17 protein-coding genes are annotated in these 16,379 nt (G+C 44.5%); 13 read left to right on the top strand and 4 right to left on the bottom strand.

Translation table 11 applies throughout. The annotated features are described in order from the left end of the window. Positions 1-176: 176 nt before the first annotated feature. The 13 genes from urtA (at position 177) to DFR58_RS14530 (ending at position 13,356) form a co-directional block, all read left to right on the top strand. Positions 177-1,454, top strand: a complete 1,278-nt coding sequence (gene urtA / locus DFR58_RS14590; RefSeq protein WP_114298588.1) for an urea ABC transporter substrate-binding protein — start codon at positions 177-179, stop codon at positions 1,452-1,454. Positions 1,455-1,672: 218 nt separating this feature from the next. Beyond that, a complete protein-coding gene (gene urtB, locus DFR58_RS14585) occupies positions 1,673-2,581 on the top strand; it encodes an urea ABC transporter permease subunit UrtB (RefSeq protein WP_114298587.1) in 909 nt (302 codons plus the stop codon). Positions 2,582-2,595: 14 nt separating this feature from the next. Beyond that, positions 2,596-3,672, top strand: a complete 1,077-nt coding sequence (urtC, locus tag DFR58_RS14580) for an urea ABC transporter permease subunit UrtC (protein ID WP_114298586.1) — start codon at positions 2,596-2,598, stop codon at positions 3,670-3,672. Between the two features lie 15 nt (positions 3,673-3,687). Further along, a complete protein-coding gene (gene urtD, locus DFR58_RS14575) occupies positions 3,688-4,434 on the top strand; it encodes an urea ABC transporter ATP-binding protein UrtD (RefSeq protein WP_114298585.1) in 747 nt (248 codons plus the stop codon). A gap of 1 nt (position 4,435) precedes the next feature. Further along, positions 4,436-5,128: an urea ABC transporter ATP-binding subunit UrtE gene (gene urtE, locus DFR58_RS14570; RefSeq protein ID WP_114298584.1), complete on the top strand. Its 693-nt coding sequence runs from the start codon at positions 4,436-4,438 to the stop codon at positions 5,126-5,128. Positions 5,129-5,372: 244 nt separating this feature from the next. Next, positions 5,373-5,693 carry an urease subunit gamma gene (ureA, locus tag DFR58_RS14565; protein WP_114298583.1) on the top strand — a complete coding sequence of 107 codons (321 nt, stop codon included), beginning with the start codon at positions 5,373-5,375 and terminating at the stop codon, positions 5,691-5,693. Next, positions 5,690-6,070 (top strand): urease subunit beta, encoded by a 381-nt coding sequence (locus DFR58_RS14560; protein ID WP_114298582.1) that lies wholly within the window; start codon positions 5,690-5,692, stop codon positions 6,068-6,070. The genes ureA and DFR58_RS14560 overlap by 4 nt, the downstream gene beginning before the upstream one ends. Next, positions 6,067-7,782, top strand: coding sequence for an urease subunit alpha (ureC, locus tag DFR58_RS14555; protein WP_114298581.1), 1,716 nt, complete (start codon positions 6,067-6,069; stop codon positions 7,780-7,782). The genes DFR58_RS14560 and ureC overlap by 4 nt, the downstream gene beginning before the upstream one ends. Before the next feature lie 189 nt (positions 7,783-7,971). Continuing rightward, complete coding sequence (locus DFR58_RS14550) at positions 7,972-8,865, top strand: AraC family transcriptional regulator (protein WP_114298580.1); 894 nt, start codon at positions 7,972-7,974, stop codon at positions 8,863-8,865. Positions 8,866-9,018: 153 nt separating this feature from the next. Further along, positions 9,019-10,425 (top strand): ABC transporter substrate-binding protein, encoded by a 1,407-nt coding sequence (locus DFR58_RS14545; RefSeq protein ID WP_114298579.1) that lies wholly within the window; start codon positions 9,019-9,021, stop codon positions 10,423-10,425. 98 nt (positions 10,426-10,523) lie between these two features. Beyond that, positions 10,524-11,450 (top strand): carbohydrate ABC transporter permease, encoded by a 927-nt coding sequence (locus DFR58_RS14540; protein WP_147273184.1) that lies wholly within the window; start codon positions 10,524-10,526, stop codon positions 11,448-11,450. A gap of 3 nt (positions 11,451-11,453) precedes the next feature. Continuing rightward, complete coding sequence (locus DFR58_RS14535) at positions 11,454-12,284, top strand: carbohydrate ABC transporter permease (protein ID WP_114298577.1); 831 nt, start codon at positions 11,454-11,456, stop codon at positions 12,282-12,284. A 43-nt stretch (positions 12,285-12,327) separates the two neighbouring features. After that, positions 12,328-13,356, top strand: coding sequence for a Gfo/Idh/MocA family protein (locus DFR58_RS14530; RefSeq protein ID WP_114298576.1), 1,029 nt, complete (start codon positions 12,328-12,330; stop codon positions 13,354-13,356). A 230-nt stretch (positions 13,357-13,586) separates the two neighbouring features. Here DFR58_RS14530 and DFR58_RS14525 read toward each other — a convergent pair whose 3' ends face one another. The 4 genes from DFR58_RS14525 to DFR58_RS22215 all read right to left on the bottom strand — a co-directional run. Then, entirely contained in the window at positions 13,587-14,084 is a 498-nt protein-coding gene (locus DFR58_RS14525) for an ABC-2 transporter permease (RefSeq protein WP_278278816.1), read from the bottom strand. Positions 14,085-14,405: 321 nt separating this feature from the next. Further along, positions 14,406-15,077, bottom strand: a complete 672-nt coding sequence (locus DFR58_RS14520) for a hypothetical protein (RefSeq protein ID WP_114298575.1) — start codon at positions 15,075-15,077, stop codon at positions 14,406-14,408. Positions 15,078-15,366: 289 nt separating this feature from the next. Beyond that, on the bottom strand, positions 15,367-15,984 hold the full coding sequence (locus tag DFR58_RS14515) for a hypothetical protein (RefSeq protein WP_114298574.1): 618 nt from the start codon (positions 15,982-15,984) through the stop codon (positions 15,367-15,369). 180 nt (positions 15,985-16,164) lie between these two features. After that, positions 16,165-16,379: hypothetical protein (locus DFR58_RS22215; protein WP_207659241.1), on the bottom strand; the 215-nt coding region annotated here is incomplete at its 5' end.

Here is a 16,379-nt window from a genome sequence, read left to right as displayed (position 1 = left end):
TCGTTTATGGCCATGGACATGTGTTAATTAAATTAAGACAAAGAGGGTGTTTGCCTCCTTCTCTAAAAAAAAGGCAATGCCCTTGAGTGAAAAGTTTTGCGGCTGTGGGAAATGCGGATTTCCAAGGCCGGGGAGTGCGGGTTTTATATTAAAAATATTGAAAGGATGTATGTAAAATGAAAAATAATATTATTAGAAAATGGAAAAAAGCATTTGTAGGGACAATATCTGCGGCTGTTGCGGTGTCAATGCTGTTGACGGGCTGCGGAGGAGGAGCGGCAGGAGGAGAGCAGCAAAGCTCATCTACTCCCGCTCAGGGAGGAGCCGCTTCGGCTGACACCATAAAGGTGGGAATACTTCATTCACTTAGCGGTACAATGGCAATAAGCGAGGTATCGGTAAAGGATGCCGAAATGATGGCTATAGAGGAAATAAACGCAGCAGGGGGAGTTCTGGGGAAAAAGATTGAGCCTGTTATAGAGGACGGAGCTTCGGATTGGCCCACCTTTGCGGAAAAGGCAAAGAAGCTTTTGCAGAATGACAAGGTAGCAACCGTTTTCGGGTGCTGGACGTCTGCAAGCCGCAAGGCGGTGCTTCCCGTATTTGAGGAAAACAACGGATTGCTGTGGTATCCCGTTCAGTATGAGGGAATGGAGTCCTCACCGAATATTTTCTATTCGGGAGCCGCTCCCAACCAGCAGATTGTACCTGCCGTAGAATGGCTTCTTCAGAATAAGGGAAAGAAGTTCTTCCTTTTAGGCTCCGATTATGTGTTCCCAAGAACGGCAAACAAGATAATAAAGGCACAGCTCGAGGCAATGGGAGGAGAGCTGGTGGCGGAGGAATACACCCCGCTGGGGCATACCGACTACAGTACAATAGTAAACAAGATAAAATCTGCCAAGCCCGACGTTGTGTTCAATACGCTTAACGGCGACAGCAATGTGGCCTTCTTCAAGCAGCTTAAGGACGCCGGAATTACAGCGGGAGATTTGACAACGCTGTCTGTGAGCGTGGCAGAGGAGGAAATACGGGGTATAGGAGCGGACAACATTCAGGGGCATCTTGTGTCATGGAACTATTACCAGACTACCGATACCCCCGAGAATAAGGAGTTTGTAGAGAAGTACAAGGCAAAATACGGTGCAGACCGTGTAACCGACGACCCCATAGAGGCTGCGTACATACAGGTCTATCTCTGGGCGGAGGCTGTCAAAAAGGCAGGCTCAACCGATATAGAAAAGGTTAAGGAAGCGGCTAAGGGGCTTGAATTCAAAGCACCCGAAGGGCTTGTGAAGATAGAGGGAGAGAACCAGCACCTGTGGAAGCCTGTAAGAATAGGAGAGGTTCAGAGCGACGGGCTGATAAAGGAGATATGGAGCACGGGCGAGGCTGTAAGACCCGATCCGTACCTCAAAACATATGACTGGGCAAAGGGACTCAGCAACGAATAAGGACTATATACCACGGTATGATGTTAATATCATTATGCTCAAAATTTTCATTGCATTATAGAAACCGTAGGGGCAGACCTATGTGTCTGCCCTGGTGTTTGCAATGAATTTCTATATGTTATGTGTCTGTGCCTAATTCAGGGCAGACACGCAGGTCTGCCCCTACGGAATAGATTTTAAACAGGTTCTTAAACGGATATTGGAGAGTGAAGGGAATTATGGAAACATACCTGCTTCAGATATTTAACGGAATAAGCGTCAGCTCCATTCTTATGCTCGCCGCTCTGGGGCTTGCCGTGACCTTCGGGCTTATGAAGATCATAAACATGGCGCACGGTGAGCTTATAATGACAGGCGCATACGCCACATATATAATACAGGGCGTATTCAAGCCCCTTGACGGAAGTGCGGTATTCGGTCTTTATTTTATTCTGGCAATACCGGGCGCCTTCCTTATAACCGCGGCTGTGGGGTATCTTCTGGAGATTTCGGTTATAAAAAGGCTGTACGGGCGGCCGCTTGACAGCCTTCTTGCGACATGGGGGGTAAGCCTTGTGCTGCAGCAGCTTGCAAGGAGCATTTTCGGGGCTCCCAATGTAGATGTCAAAAGTCCGGCATGGTTAAACGGCGGGCTTGTATTGACAGAGGGGCTTCAGCTTCCGTATAAAAGGCTGTTTATAATATTTCTTGCCGCACTGTGCATACTGGGTGTCTACTGGTTTTTATACAGGACGGCATGGGGACGCAGAATAAGGGCCGTTATGCAGAACAGGAGCATGGCTCAGAGCCTTGGAATAAATACCAGAATGATAGACTCGATAACCTTTGCACTGGGCTCCGGCCTTGCCGGAGTGGCGGGCTGCGCACTTACGCTCTTGGGCTCCATAGGCCCCACGCTGGGCACCGGCTATATAGTGGACACCTTCATGGTTGTGGTGCTGGGAGGGGCGGGAAGCATTATAGGAACTGTGGCGGGAGCAGGCTCTATAGGCATAGGGAACACAGCATTTGAGTTTTTGACAAACGCATCCTTAGGCAAGGTGATTGTATTTTTAGTAGTAATTATGTTTTTGCAGTGGAAGCCGCAGGGCTTTTTCACAATAAGCAGCCGTGCATTGGATGAATGACTGGAGGGAAAGAAATGGAGAATACAAATATCGGGTATAATGGCCTGCTCACCAAAAAAAACATACCCATTGCCATCGTGATTTTACTGCTGTGCCTTGCGCCTCTATTGCTGTCGGACTTCAGAATAAACCTTCTGGGGAAATTTGTTGCATATGCCATCCTCGCACTTGGAATTGACCTGATATGGGGCTATACAGGGATACTCAGCCTGGGGCACGGTGTTTATTTTGGGCTGGGAGCTTACTGCATGGCAATGTACCTTAAGCTTGAGGCCAGCGGAGGGAAGCTGCCGGATTTTATGTCATGGAGCGGGCAGAACAGCCTCCCGTGGTTCTGGAAGCCCTTTGCGAACGCACCGTTTGCAGTGGTTATGTCAATGCTTCTGCCGTGTGTGCTGGCGTTTATTATAGGATACCTGACCTTTAAAAACAGAATAAGAGGCGTGTATTTTTCCATACTTACCCAAGCGCTTTCCATAATATTTGTGGTGCTGTTTGTGGGTCAGCAGGCCTATACAGGAGGAACAAACGGCATAACCAACTTTAAGACGATACTTGGCTTCCCCATAGCCTCCGCCTCTACCAAGCTTGGAATATATTATGTGGCTGTGGCGCTGCTGCTGGGGGCATATGTGTTTTGCAGGTTTATAACGGCGAGGCGTACGGGTAGGGTTTTGATAGCAATAAGGGACGGAGAAAACAGGGCCAGGTTCTCGGGGTACAATCCGGCGGTGTACAAGGTTTTTGTATACTGCATATCCGCTGCTTTGGCAGGGCTTGCAGGAGCGGTATTCGTGCCTCAGGTGGGAATTATATCGCCTGCTGAAATGGGAATAGTGCCTTCTGTGGAAATGGTTATATGGGTTGCCATAGGCGGAAGGGGAACAATGATAGGCGCAATAATAGGAGCAATACTGGTTAATTCTTTAAAAAGCGGGATAAGCGAGAGCTTCCCCGATATATGGTCGTACTTCATAGGCGCGGCGTTTATAGCTGTTGTAATTTTTATGCCGTCGGGGCTTGTGGGAGTTTTCAGAAGCGCAAAAGCAAAATTGGGAAACCTGAGGCTGTTCAAAGCAGAAAAGGCGTAAAGGAGGTGGCTTCATATGGAAAAGGTTTTGGAAATAAAGGATTTAACGGTGAGCTTTGATGGGTTTAAGGCGGTCAACAGCCTTAATACCTCCGTAAGGGCGGGGGATATACATTTTTTCATAGGCCCCAACGGAGCGGGCAAGACAACACTGCTGGACGCCATATGCGGCAGAGTTAGGCCTGCGTCGGGAGGCATATTTTTAAAGAATGGAAGTGATGTGACCCGTCTGTCTGAGCACCAGATAGTTGAACTGGGGATAGGGAGAAAATTTCAGGTGCCTTCTGTATTCAACGGAATAACAATTTATGAAAACATGGAACTGGCTGCCGAGAAAAAGAGATCCATATACTCCACCCTTTTTTCTAAGCTAACCAAGGAGCAGGTCGAAAGGATATCGGAGGTGCTGAACACCATAGGCCTGTATGAAAAAAGGTATCGCACACCAAGAGCTCTGTCCCACGGTGAAAAGCAGTGGCTGGAGATAGGTATGCTTTTGGTGCAGCAGCCGCGGATAATGCTTCTCGACGAGCCGGTGGCGGGAATGGGTCGGCAGGAAACTGACAAGACGGGCAGGCTTCTTAAGGAGATATCAAGCCAATGCTCCGTTGTGGTGGTTGAGCATGACATGGAGTTTGTAAGGGAATGTGCCGACACCGTCACAGTGCTGCACGAGGGGGCGCTGCTCGACGAGGGAAGCATGGAGGATGTGCAGAAAAATCCCAGGGTAATAGAGGTATACCTTGGACGGGGAGGTGAGTGAGGTGCTGAGTGTAGAAAGCATGAGTGCCAGCTACGGAGACAGCTCCGTTATAAGGGATATAAGCATAAAAAGCGGCAAGGGACAGGTGGTATGCATACTTGGAAGGAATGGTGTTGGAAAGACCACTCTGTTGAAGGGAATAATGGGGCTTGTAAAGACACCCTCGGGCAGTATTTCGCTTGACAGCACCGAGCTGTGGAGGCTGCCGACATACAAGAGGGCATCGCTTGGAATAGGCTATGTGCCTCAGGGCAGGGACATATTTCCGCAGCTTACGGTATATGAAAACCTGCTTCTCGGACTTGAGAGGAATAAAAACAGGGGAGGCATTGACGAGGAAATATATGAGCTGTTTCCCGTTTTGAAGGCCATGCTAAAGAGAAAGGGAGGGGATTTGAGCGGAGGGCAGCAGCAGCAGCTTGCCATTGCCCGCGCGCTTGCCTCGCGGCCGGGGCTTCTTCTTCTCGATGAGCCTACAGAGGGAATACAGCCTTCAATTATACAGGAGATAGGCAGGGTAATAAAAAAGCTTAAAAGCAGGCAGAGCATGGCAATGGTTATTGTGGAGCAGTATCTGGATTTTGTGCTGGAGGTGTCGGACTATTTTTATGTAATGGATAAGGGAGCTGTCGTAATGGAGGGAGAGACGCAGGATGCCGACCCTCATAAAATACAGCAAAAGATAGCTATTTAGGATGCGATAAAGATTTTACAAACATGGAGGATATAATTGATTACAGAAATTTTAATAGCAACGTAAGACTCTAAGAGTCTTCAAGACGCCTTGCGGGGAAATGTCTCACGGGTATGTCATCAGGCGCTTTTCTTAGATGTATTCCTTACGGGTCAAAAAAATTTCTTCCATCAAACTATATCCTCCATGTAAAATCTTTATCGTTACTTATATACATATACATTTTAGAAAAGGAGATGATTTTATGCACCTGACTCCGAGGGAGACTGAGAAGCTTATGCTTCACTTTGCGGGGGAGCTGGCTAAAAAAAGAAGGGAGAGGGGCTTAAAGCTCAACTACCCTGAGGCCGTGGCGCTTATAAGCGCTGAGATAATGGAAGGGGCGAGAGACGGCAAGGGCGTGGCCGAGCTCATGGAATACGGAACAAGCATACTTTCAACAGACGACGTTATGGAGGGAATCGGCAGCATGATACATGAAATACAGGTTGAGGCGACCTTTCCTGACGGCACGAAGCTTGTGACGGTTCACAACCCTATTAAAAGGAAGGGGGAGCAGGAATGATACCGGGGGAGCTTATTATAAGAAACAGTGAAATAGAGTGCAATATCGGCAGACGGACAGATGTTCTGACGGTTGTAAACAAATCCGACAGGCCTATACAGATAGGCTCGCACTTCCACTTCTTTGAGGCCAACAAAGAGCTTGTGTTTGACAGGGAGAAGGCGTTTGGAATGAGGCTGAACATTGCATCCGGGACGGGACTCAGGTTCGAGCCGGGAGAGGAAAAGGATGTTATGCTGGTGGAAATAGCGGGTCAAAAAACGGTGTACGGCTTAAATGGGCTTACCTGCGGAAGGGTAACAGAGGCGGAGGACAGGAAGAGGGCCTATAAGGCAGCGGTGCAAAACGGTTTTATTCAGGGAGGTGAGGAGCTATGAGTCTTAAGATACCGGGAGGGGAATACGCGGGAATGTTCGGGCCGACGGCAGGCGACAGGGTAAGGCTTGCCGATACCGACCTTATAATAGAAATAGAAAAGGACTATACCGTTTACGGAGAGGAATGCAAGTTTGGCGGCGGCAAGTCGATAAGGGATGGAATGGGACAGTGCCCCTCGGCAACGGGAGGAGAGGGTGCGCTTGATCTTTTGATTACCAATGCAGTTATAATAGATCACTGGGGAATTGTAAAGGCCGACATAGGCATAAAGGATGGCAGGATAGCGGGAATAGGAAAGGCGGGAAACCCGTATATAATGGACGGTGTGGACGCTGAGCTTGTAATAGGTGCCTCAACGGAGGTCATTGCGGGGGAGGGCATGATAGTCACCGCAGGAGGAGTGGACACACATGTCCATTTCATAAGCCCACAGCAAATCGAGACGGCGCTGTACAGCGGCATAACCTCAATGGTAGGAGGCGGAACGGGGCCTGCCGAGGGAAGCTTTGCCACAACCTGCACGCCGGGTGCGTGGAACATACACAGAATGCTTGAGTCGGCGGAGGAATTCCCGATGAACATAGGCTTTCTGGGGAAGGGGAACTCATCCTTTCCAAAGCCTCTTACAGAGCAGGCGGAGGCGGGGGTAATAGGCTTCAAGCTGCATGAGGACTGGGGAACCACACCCGCCGCCATAGACAGCTGCCTTAGCATAGCTGAGGCATATGACCTTCAGGTTGCCATACACACAGACACAATAAACGAGGCGGGGTTTGTGGAGGATACAATAAAAGCGATAAACGGAAGGGCGATACACACCTATCATTCGGAGGGTGCAGGCGGAGGCCATGCCCCGGACGTAATAAGGGTAACATCAACACCCAACATCCTTCCTTCCTCTACTACTCCCACAATGCCGTTTACGGTAAATACCGTAGACGAGCACCTTGACATGCTCATGGTATGCCACCACATGGACAACAAGGTGCCTGAGGACGTGGCGTTTGCAAATTCAAGGATACGTGCCAAGACCATAGCGGCGGAGGACATACTCCATGACATGGGAGCGATAAGTATTATGACGTCGGACTCTCAGGCCATGGGAAGGGTAGGGGAGGTAATAACAAGAACCTGGCAGGCCGCCGACAAAATGAAGAAGCAGATGGGAAGGCTTAAGGAGGACGGGGACAACGACAATTTCAGGGTGAAAAGGTATATTGCTAAATACACAATAAACCCTGCAATCACGCACGGCATATCAAAATATGTAGGCTCAATAGAAAAAGGCAAAATTGCTGATCTGGTAATTTGGACTCCCGCAATGTTTGGTGCAAAGCCCGAGACAATAATAAAGGGGGGCTTCATAGCAGCGGCAAAAATGGGGGATGCCAACGCGTCCATACCCACACCGCAGCCTGTAGTCTACAAAAACATGTTCGGGGCGTATGGCAGGGCCAGACACGCCACAAGCATAACCTTTGTGTCGCAGGAGGCGTTGAACAGGGGGATAGCGCAGAGGCTTTCTCTTCGGAAGATGCTTCTTCCGGTGCAGGGGTGCAGGAGCATAGGAAAGAAGGACATGATACACAACAGTGCCATGCCTCAGATAGAGATAAACACTAAGACCTATGAGGTCAGGGCCGACGGCAGGCTGATAGACTGCGAGCCGGCAAGGGAGCTGTCCCTTGCGCAGAGGTACTTTTTGTTTTAATAAGAATGGGGACACTCCTTAAAAAAATCCAGTATCATTCATTTTATATAAAAAGCCGGGCAGTACCGCGTGTCACATAGCATAGCGGTGTTGCCCGGTTTTTTGCGCTTATCATTTGTGCATGTCCCCTGCACCAAAATAAAAAATGTGATAAAATAGTATATAAGCTTTCGGCAGGAGGACATAACAGTGGAAAGGGCCTACGTAAAAACCCCTCTCAACAGTGTGCTTGAAATTAATAAAATAATATCCTTGCACTATTTTGAGTATGTAAAGGATTTTAAAGGAATATTCGAGGAGCATGATTTCTGGGAGATTGTGTATGTGGACTTCGGAGAGGTTGAGGCCGTGGCCGATGGCAAGCATCACATTCTACAGCAGGGTCAGGCCATATTCCACCGGCCTTGGGAGCTGCACAACATTTATGCGACGGGAAGCTTTGCAAGTGTTTTTATTGTAAGCTTTGACTGCTTTAATCAGGCTATGCTCTTTTTTGAGCGCAAAATACTTATGCTGAATAATGACGAGAGGAATTTGATTGCGGGAATACTCCGTGAGGGAAGGCTTGTTTTCAACGAGCCGTTTGATATTATGGAGCAGACTGAGTTGATAAAGAAGCCTAATACTGTTTTCGGAGCAGAGCAGATGCTGAAGACACAGCTTGAGCAGCTCCTTATAAGCCTTACCCGCAGTGCCGCCCGCGAGGGACAGTCCACCTCCACAACAACGAGAATTCAGCTGCTTAACGAGCAGCATATTGTAGATACTGTTATATCATTTCTTGTAGAAAATGTTTACGGCTCAATTTCGCTCGATGAAATCTGTATGCACCTCTCCTTTTCTAAAAGTTATATTGAAATGCTGTTTAAGAAGGCCACGGGAGGCGGAGTTATCAAATATTTCAATAAAATAAAGGTTAACGAAGCCAAACGCCTTATAAGCGAGGGGAAATACAGCTTTACTCAAATTGCTGAGATGCTGAATTTCAGTTCCATACATTATTTTTCCAGAATATTTAAGCAACATACCTGTATGACGCCCACCGGATATGAAAAGTCTGTAAAGGCACGTTCTCTTTTGTGACAACCTCTTCTTCCCCAAATTACATTATAAAATAGTGCAAATTGAAAGTGATTTTATACAAATACATATGTTTTAAAACAACCTATAATAAAAGTGGAATAAGGGTGTCAAGCCTATAGCCAACAAAAAAACAAAAGAAGCGAGGGGGAGCCTATGTGTAAAAGATTTGCAGTAATTGTTTTAAGCATTGTTATGATTTTAGGTATGACGGCATGCGGTTCAAATCAGGAGACAGCGCCTGAAAAAAGCCAGTCGTCCGCCCAGCCCCAATCGTCTGCTGAACAGACTCAGGATCTTTCCACTATGGAAGGATGGGGTGCGGCAGTGAAGGCCAAATCGGAGGGGAAGGAAATTACCGTCGCTATGGCTACGCATCCTTCTACTGAAGCATTCAGAAAAATGGCTGATGATTTCACAAAGCTTACAGGGATTAAGGTTAGATGGGATGTTGTTGAGGAAACAAACCTCAAAAGCAAGCAGCTTCTCGATATTCAGGGTGCGGGCAGCTATGATGTACTCATGGTTGATGCATTCTGGATGAGCGAGTATGCATCCAAAAATGTGCTTGAGCCAATTGGGAAGTATGCGGAGGATTCGGGAAAAACGCCTAAGTGGTTTGACTACGAGGACATTATGGCCGCTTACAGAAACGGAATAGCTGGTGCGGGGGGAGTGAACTATGGAATACCGACAGCGGGAGAGACGAGGTTTGTTGCTTACCGTACCGATCTGTTCAAAAAGTACAATAAGCAGCCGCCAAAAACAATGGACGAGTTCCTTGAGCTGGCACAGTTTTTCAACCAGAAAGAGGACGGGTTGTATGGTGTTGCTATGAGAGCCCAGCGCGGAATCCATTTTGCATCTGGCTGGATGAGCCTGATGTACAATTTCGGGGGAGGCTTCATTGACCAATCCACAATCGGAAGTAATAAGGTAGTGGTTACCGCAAATTCACAAAAAACGGTTGAGTCTCTTAATTTTTATGTAAATTTGCTTAAATGTGCTCCGCCGGACGTGGGAACATATACCCATGAGGAGGCGCTGGGGGCATTTATGTCGGGGAAATGCGCTATGTGGCTGGATGCAACGGCATTGGCAAACCAAATCACAAACCCTGAGTCGTCAAAGGTTGCCGACAAGGTGGGCTTTGTGCCTACTCCAACAGGCCCTGACGGCGACGGTGCGGCGCTTGCCGGGTGGAATCTCGGTATTTCGCAGAAATCCCAAAATAAGGATGAAGCGTGGGATTTCATAGCCTTTATGGCAGGCAAGCCAAGATCGGTAGATTATGTAAAGGCCGGAGGCATCGCCACCAGACAGTCCGTTTTTGAAAATCAGGAGCTTGCGGCTCTTAACCCATCGTTTGGCGCACAAAAGGAAGCTCTCATTGCTGCAAATGGGCTGGTTGAAAAGGGATTGTCATGGATTCCCCAGCACGATCAGATTAATCAGATTCTTGAGATTGCAGGGGCATACGGAAGCGCTGCACTGGCTGGGGATATCTCAGTACAGCAGGCCTGTGACAAATCGCAAAAGGATATTCAAGATTTAATAGGTTAGTAGGTTGTGTGTTTCTTGCTCCCGAAAAGGGAACTCTCTTGCCGGGAGCGGGGGATGCAAAATTCGCCCAAGGCGTTAGAACGGAGGCAAAAAGAAAAATGAAATCCGTAAAAAATAAAAAAGGAATACCGGGAGATGGACTTGTCCATAGCTATCTGATCCGTAATCCCCATACAAAGTTTATTTTTCCCGCCATGCTTACAATGGTTGTAATGTCCATTATCCCCACAGTATTTCTGTTTATAATCAGCTTGACCAATTACCAGCTGGGATGGGACTTTGGCAGGGCAAAATTTGTTGGGCTGCAAAATTTCATACGGTTATTTTCGGGATCAGATCCGGATTTCTGGCATTCTGTATTTATCAGCCTTGCCTTTATGCTTCTGGCTACGGCAATTGAGATGATTGTAGGCTTTTTAATTGCCATGCTCCTGAATTCCTGGGAGTTCAAGCTAAAGGCACTGGTTATCGGTATTTTAATAATTCCGTTGGCGACGACGCCTTCAATTGCCGCACAGATGTGGAAACTAATGTTCAACGCAGAGTATGGAATCCTGAATTATTATTTGCAATTATTATTTAATGTAAAAGTAACATGGCTTTCCGGCGATATGGCATTCTGGTCGGTGCTTCTGGTAGATATCTGGCAGTTCACTCCCTTTGTGACGCTTATTGTTTATGCCGGCCTGCGTTCAATGCCGCATGAGCCGTACGAATCGGCCGCGATAGACGGCGCAAGTGCGTGGCAGGAGCTTACAAGGATTACTATTCCCATGATGCACAAGCTGCTATATCTCGCCTTGCTTTTCCGGGCCATAGACTCTCTCAAGCTGTTTGACACCGCTTATGTTCTTACTCAGGGCGGCCCTGGAAATGCAACCGAATTTTTGAGCCTGCATATCTACCGCATGGCAAATGCTCAGAACGGATTAATCGGAAGGGCGGCGGCAATAGCTATTGTGCTGCTTGTTCTGGTCACCGCAATCAGCAGCATACTAATCAGACAGCAGCGCAAGGAGGATTGAAGGATGAATCCCAAATATATAAGATTGATAAAAAATACATTAAAAGGCATAACACTCTTCCTTATCTGCTGTGGAGTAATATTCCCGTTTTTGTGGATGGTTGCCGTAAGCTTCCGAAACAAGGTGGATATTTTTACACCGGGAAACTGGTTTGTGGTACCCACATTGAAAAATTACGTTGAAATTATTAATACAAATGACATATTTGTATATTTCTATAACAGCATCGTTGTTGCAGTAGTCACAACTCTGGTATCCCTGGTTTTGGGGGGGCTTGCAGCATACGGCTTTGCACGCTTTGAGTGGACTAAAAGGGAGGACAGGGCTTTTTTCGCACTGAGTCAGAAGTTTCTTCCTGCAATGGCGGTGGTTATTCCTTATTTTTTGATGGCTTCCTTATTTAATTTGCTGGATACCCGCCTGGTGCTGATTATTTGTTACACCACCTTTAACATACCGTTTACAATATGGATGATGAGGGGCTTTATTGAGGAGCTGCCGAAAGAGCTTGAGGAGTCGGCTTTTATTGACGGCTGCACCAGAACGCAGACTCTCTTTAAAATCATTTTGCCTCTGGTGGCTCCGGGACTGGTAGCAACCTCTATTTTTTGCATTATAAATTCATGGAATGAGTTTGTTTTTGCCAATTTCCTGACTACTATTAACAGCAAAACCGTCCCCACATCGGTTATGATGTATTTATCGGTTTCCGGGGTTAAATGGGGAGAAATGGCGGCGACAGGTGTTCTTGCTGTCATGCCGGTGCTTATTTTTGCCGTATGCGTACAAAAGCATATGATACGCGGTCTCACCTTTGGGGCTGTCAAGGGCTGATGCTGAATAAAATATCTTAATTAAAATGCCGGGAGTGATTACTATGAATTCTAAACTTAAAATAGCCATTGTTGGAGCGGGCATATGGGGAGAAAACCATGCAAAAATTTATCAGTCCCATCCCTTCGCCGAGGCATCAGCCATTTGCGACATGAACTACGACAAGGCAAAGGAGCTTGGCAGCAAAATTGGTATAGAAAAGATTTATAACGACTATAATGAAATGTTCCGGGATTCGGGCTGTGATGCCGTTGCAATTGTTACCCCTGATTTTGCCCACGGCGATATTGCAGTCGCTGCGGCGAACCACAAAAAGCATATACTGATTGAAAAGCCGCTTGCCACTACGCGTGAGGATGTTTTTCGCATTGTGGAGGCTGTTGAGGCCAACGGGGTCCGTGCCATGGTCGATCTTCACAATCGTTGGAGCCCTCCGTTTAACGCGGCATATCAGGCTATGGAGAGAGGGGAGCTTGGAGAGGTATACAGCGCTTACATGAGGCTCAATGATATAAAATGGGTTGCGACGGACATGCTGCCATGGGCTGCAAAGTCTTCTATTCTATGGTTTCTGGGAAGCCATAGCTTAGATACGCTGCGCTGGTTTTTCAAGGATGAGGTAAAGCGCGTGTATTGTGTGAGCCGCGAAGGAATACTTAAAGCCAAGAATGTTGATACGGTGGATGAATACCTGACAACAATTGAATTCAGGAACGGCGGCATAGCACAGATGGAAAACGGGTGGATTACTCCAAACGCAAATCCGTGCGTAAATGACATTAAGTTCAATTTGCTGGGCACGGAGGGGATGATTGCTATTGATGCAAGCAACCATAACCTTATACAGCAGTATACCGACAATAAGGTAATCATCCCCGATGTGATTGTGCAGAATACTGTTTTCGGCAAGCCCAAGGGCTTTGCATTTGAAAGCATCCGCGGGTTTGTCGACTGCATTATCGACGGAAGCGAGTTCCCGGTGACAATTTACGATGCGGCAAACACCTCCCTTGCTATTCTGTCAATTTTTGAGTCTGCGAAAACACGTACCCCTGTCGAGGTTCAATACTGACACAAAGGGAATGCCGGATAGATATATTTGACCGGAGGCCGGGCAGTAATGTGCTAAACAAGCGCACACCTGCCCGGCTTTTTATGTGCCGCTAAAAATATTAATAAAACAATTGACATAACAACAAGTCTGTTGTATATATTGGGAGGCGCCTCCCGCACTTTTTGCAGGCAGGCGTTCCACGCATTGCGGCGGGGGCGCCCTTTTTTTGGGGACACTCCTCAAAGATATTATAAATTCTTGTTTTCAAATAGCTTGCATGTAAGAAAAATAACACATGAAAATATAAAAAAACTTAAGACCAAAAACAAAGGTGCAATGCCGTTTATTTTGGAAATAATAGTAAGAATATCTGATCTGTCAAAAATAAGTATTTTCCCTAAAACCAGAGATATGCCCAAAGCCGCTATTTCATTATAAAAGTCTGCCGTTATAGGATTAAAAACATAAGATATTAATAAATAAATCCCTGAAATCAACAGCGTAATTCCACATATATAAATTAAAAGTGAAACATAAAGAGTATTATCGCCATGCTGATTTGGTAACAATGGTATAAGCAAAATGATTACCCCAACAATCATTGTACTTATTAAAAAAACAGCCTTTTCGATAATGTAATCTTTTCTGGTAATAGGCAGAGTCGCATAAAATATAGTGGTTCGATTTTTGTAATCACTATATTGTTTTGTCAACACGGAAATAGAGAAGTTAGTTACAAATATCATGGACGCGGAATTTACTACTTAGGATTTTAAGGTTCTATATTTTAAACATTAGGGAATAGAAGTTAAATATAGTCAACTAAAAGGGAGATATTAATTAGAAAATTTTTATGAAGATGATTTGGAAATCCGAACAATGCTATTTGATAAGGCAATGAAAAACATCACAAAAAACTTATACCAATAAGGCTAGATAAAAGTTTTCCTCGAAGAGAGCCTTCGAGGAAAAGCAAATATCCAGTTAACAAAAAACGCTCTATGTAATATTCTGTAAGTTAAGCTCTATGACATTGGTCTGACGTCCTTGTGCATCTTATAATACTATTATATAAATGGATGGTAATAGGTGCCATCCCATGATTTTACTTTTCTACAGTAATATGTTGATCCAATTGAAGTAGATACTGTAAAACCTACACTTACTAATTCATTTTTAAATTGTATTCCTCCTGATGTCGATGTATTCACAGCAACTTCAATTACCCCTCTTGCCCCCAAATAAACTTTGCTTGATCCCTGTAATTCTGATATGCAATATGCCTCTTCCCAAGTATAAGTTCCAGAACCTGATGGTATGGTCCAATCGTCTATAATTGAACTAATATATTCATGTCCTGAACTATAGCGTGTTATAAGCAACAAACATCCGGCCTCTACTGTAAAACCAGCACCATAATCATTTTCTATAATAAATTCCTTATAGTATGTACTTGCAGAAGCCATTAAAGACATTCTATCTCCATCCTTTACTGATTCTGCAATAGCTTCTGCTTCTGCTAAAATAGTTTCCGCTTTGCTTGATGACACATTGCTAACTTTCATAATTCGTTCAACAGCTTGTTGTTTTGTAACGACACGGCTATATGAAGTCGTTTTACCACTAGTTTCTTTTGTGTTGTTCTCAAAAGCAAATACGTTTACTGAAAAGCTAGCGATCATAGAAAAGCATAATATTAAGCCAACGATGCCTCTAAGTAGATTTTTAGTTTTTCTCATAATAAATACCTCCTGAAAATTTAATGTACCCATTATATAGTATAGTTAATGTAATTTCAACTAATTATTATATAAATTATATATTTTTTACATTTAAACTTATATTTTGTTTAAAAATTATTGTCTTTTAATGACAATATTAAATACTCCTTTTCATAATTTTCTAAAATATTATTGCACATAATTTGAAAATACATATAAGCTTTAGATTATATGGAATCATCATGATAACATAAATTATTTTGCAAAATAATTTATGACCCCAGAGCAATTAAGTTAATATCTCATGTTATATGAATGGATGGTAATAATTTGTGTCCCAAGATTCAATTTTATAATAATAATATTTCGTTCCAACAAAAGAAGATAATGCAAAACCTACACTTTCAAGTTCATTTCTAAAATTCATGCTTTCTGGCAAAGATTTATCTACAGCAACTTCAATTACTCCTCTTGCCCTCAAATAAACTTTGTTTGTTCCCTGTAATTCTGATATGCAATATGCCCCTCTCCAGATATAGGATGCTGTATCATCTGCCATGGCCCATTCACATAAAATAGAACGAATTATTTCATGCCCGGATTTATCACGTGAAACAATCAAAATACATCCAGTTTCTACAATTATATTTGCACCGAAGTTATGATACATAATAAATTCCATATAATATATATCAAATCTTTCTTGATTTGTTTTATAACCATTTCTTGTATTTTCTATAATGGTTTCAGCCTTAGTGAACGTTATATTTTCAGCCAGCATAAGTCGATCAATAGCCTGCTGTTTTGTTATCGTACGACAATATGATTCTTTTTCAACATATACTCCTTTAGCATCTTTTCCACAAACAAACACGTTTGTTAAAAAGCTAACCGCTATAATAAAGCAAAATACTAATCTACCCATACATCTTAGCTTATTTCCTTCTTGATTTATAGTGAATCCCCCCATTAAAATATAAGATAATATAAGCATTATATCTTAATACTAACATAAAATCAATATTTTTACATAATACACCGATCGGGTCTTTGACAATGGCATAAAGAAAAAACATCAACTTTTTGGGGACACTCCTCAAAAATATTATAAATCCTTGTTTTCAAATAGCTTGCATGTAAGAAAAATAATACATGAAAATATAAAAAAACTTAAGACCAAAAACAAAGGTGCAATGCCGTTTATTTTGGAAATAATAGTAAGAATATCTGATCTGTCAAAAATAAGTATTTTCCCTAAAACCAGAGATATGCCCAAAGCCGCTATTTCATTATAAAAGTCTGCCGTTATAGGATTAAAAG

It is taken from the genome of Anaerobacterium chartisolvens, assembly GCF_003337415.1.
GTDB lineage: Bacteria > Bacillota > Clostridia > Acetivibrionales > DSM-27016 > Anaerobacterium > Anaerobacterium chartisolvens.
This window is presented reverse-complemented; position numbering and strand designations above follow the sequence as displayed.

Excerpts from the sequence above, each read along its gene's own strand:
- urtA (WP_114298588.1), top strand. The coding sequence starts at position 177 with ATGAAAAATAATATTATTAGAAAATGGAAAAAAGCATTTGTAGGGACA.
- urtB (WP_114298587.1), top strand. The coding sequence starts at position 1,673 with ATGGAAACATACCTGCTTCAGATATTTAACGGAATAAGCGTCAGCTCC.
- urtC (WP_114298586.1), top strand. The coding sequence starts at position 2,596 with ATGGAGAATACAAATATCGGGTATAATGGCCTGCTCACCAAAAAAAAC.
- urtD (WP_114298585.1), top strand. The coding sequence starts at position 3,688 with ATGGAAAAGGTTTTGGAAATAAAGGATTTAACGGTGAGCTTTGATGGG.
- ureA (WP_114298583.1), top strand. The coding sequence starts at position 5,373 with ATGCACCTGACTCCGAGGGAGACTGAGAAGCTTATGCTTCACTTTGCG.
- DFR58_RS14560 (WP_114298582.1), top strand. The coding sequence starts at position 5,690 with ATGATACCGGGGGAGCTTATTATAAGAAACAGTGAAATAGAGTGCAAT.
- ureC (WP_114298581.1), top strand. The coding sequence starts at position 6,067 with ATGAGTCTTAAGATACCGGGAGGGGAATACGCGGGAATGTTCGGGCCG.
- DFR58_RS14545 (WP_114298579.1), top strand. The coding sequence starts at position 9,019 with ATGTGTAAAAGATTTGCAGTAATTGTTTTAAGCATTGTTATGATTTTA.
- DFR58_RS14540 (WP_147273184.1), top strand. The coding sequence starts at position 10,524 with ATGAAATCCGTAAAAAATAAAAAAGGAATACCGGGAGATGGACTTGTC.
- DFR58_RS14535 (WP_114298577.1), top strand. The coding sequence starts at position 11,454 with ATGAATCCCAAATATATAAGATTGATAAAAAATACATTAAAAGGCATA.
- DFR58_RS14530 (WP_114298576.1), top strand. The coding sequence starts at position 12,328 with ATGAATTCTAAACTTAAAATAGCCATTGTTGGAGCGGGCATATGGGGA.
- DFR58_RS14525 (WP_278278816.1), bottom strand. The coding sequence starts at position 14,084 with ATGATATTTGTAACTAACTTCTCTATTTCCGTGTTGACAAAACAATAT.
- DFR58_RS14520 (WP_114298575.1), bottom strand. The coding sequence starts at position 15,077 with ATGAGAAAAACTAAAAATCTACTTAGAGGCATCGTTGGCTTAATATTA.
- DFR58_RS14515 (WP_114298574.1), bottom strand. The coding sequence starts at position 15,984 with ATGGGTAGATTAGTATTTTGCTTTATTATAGCGGTTAGCTTTTTAACA.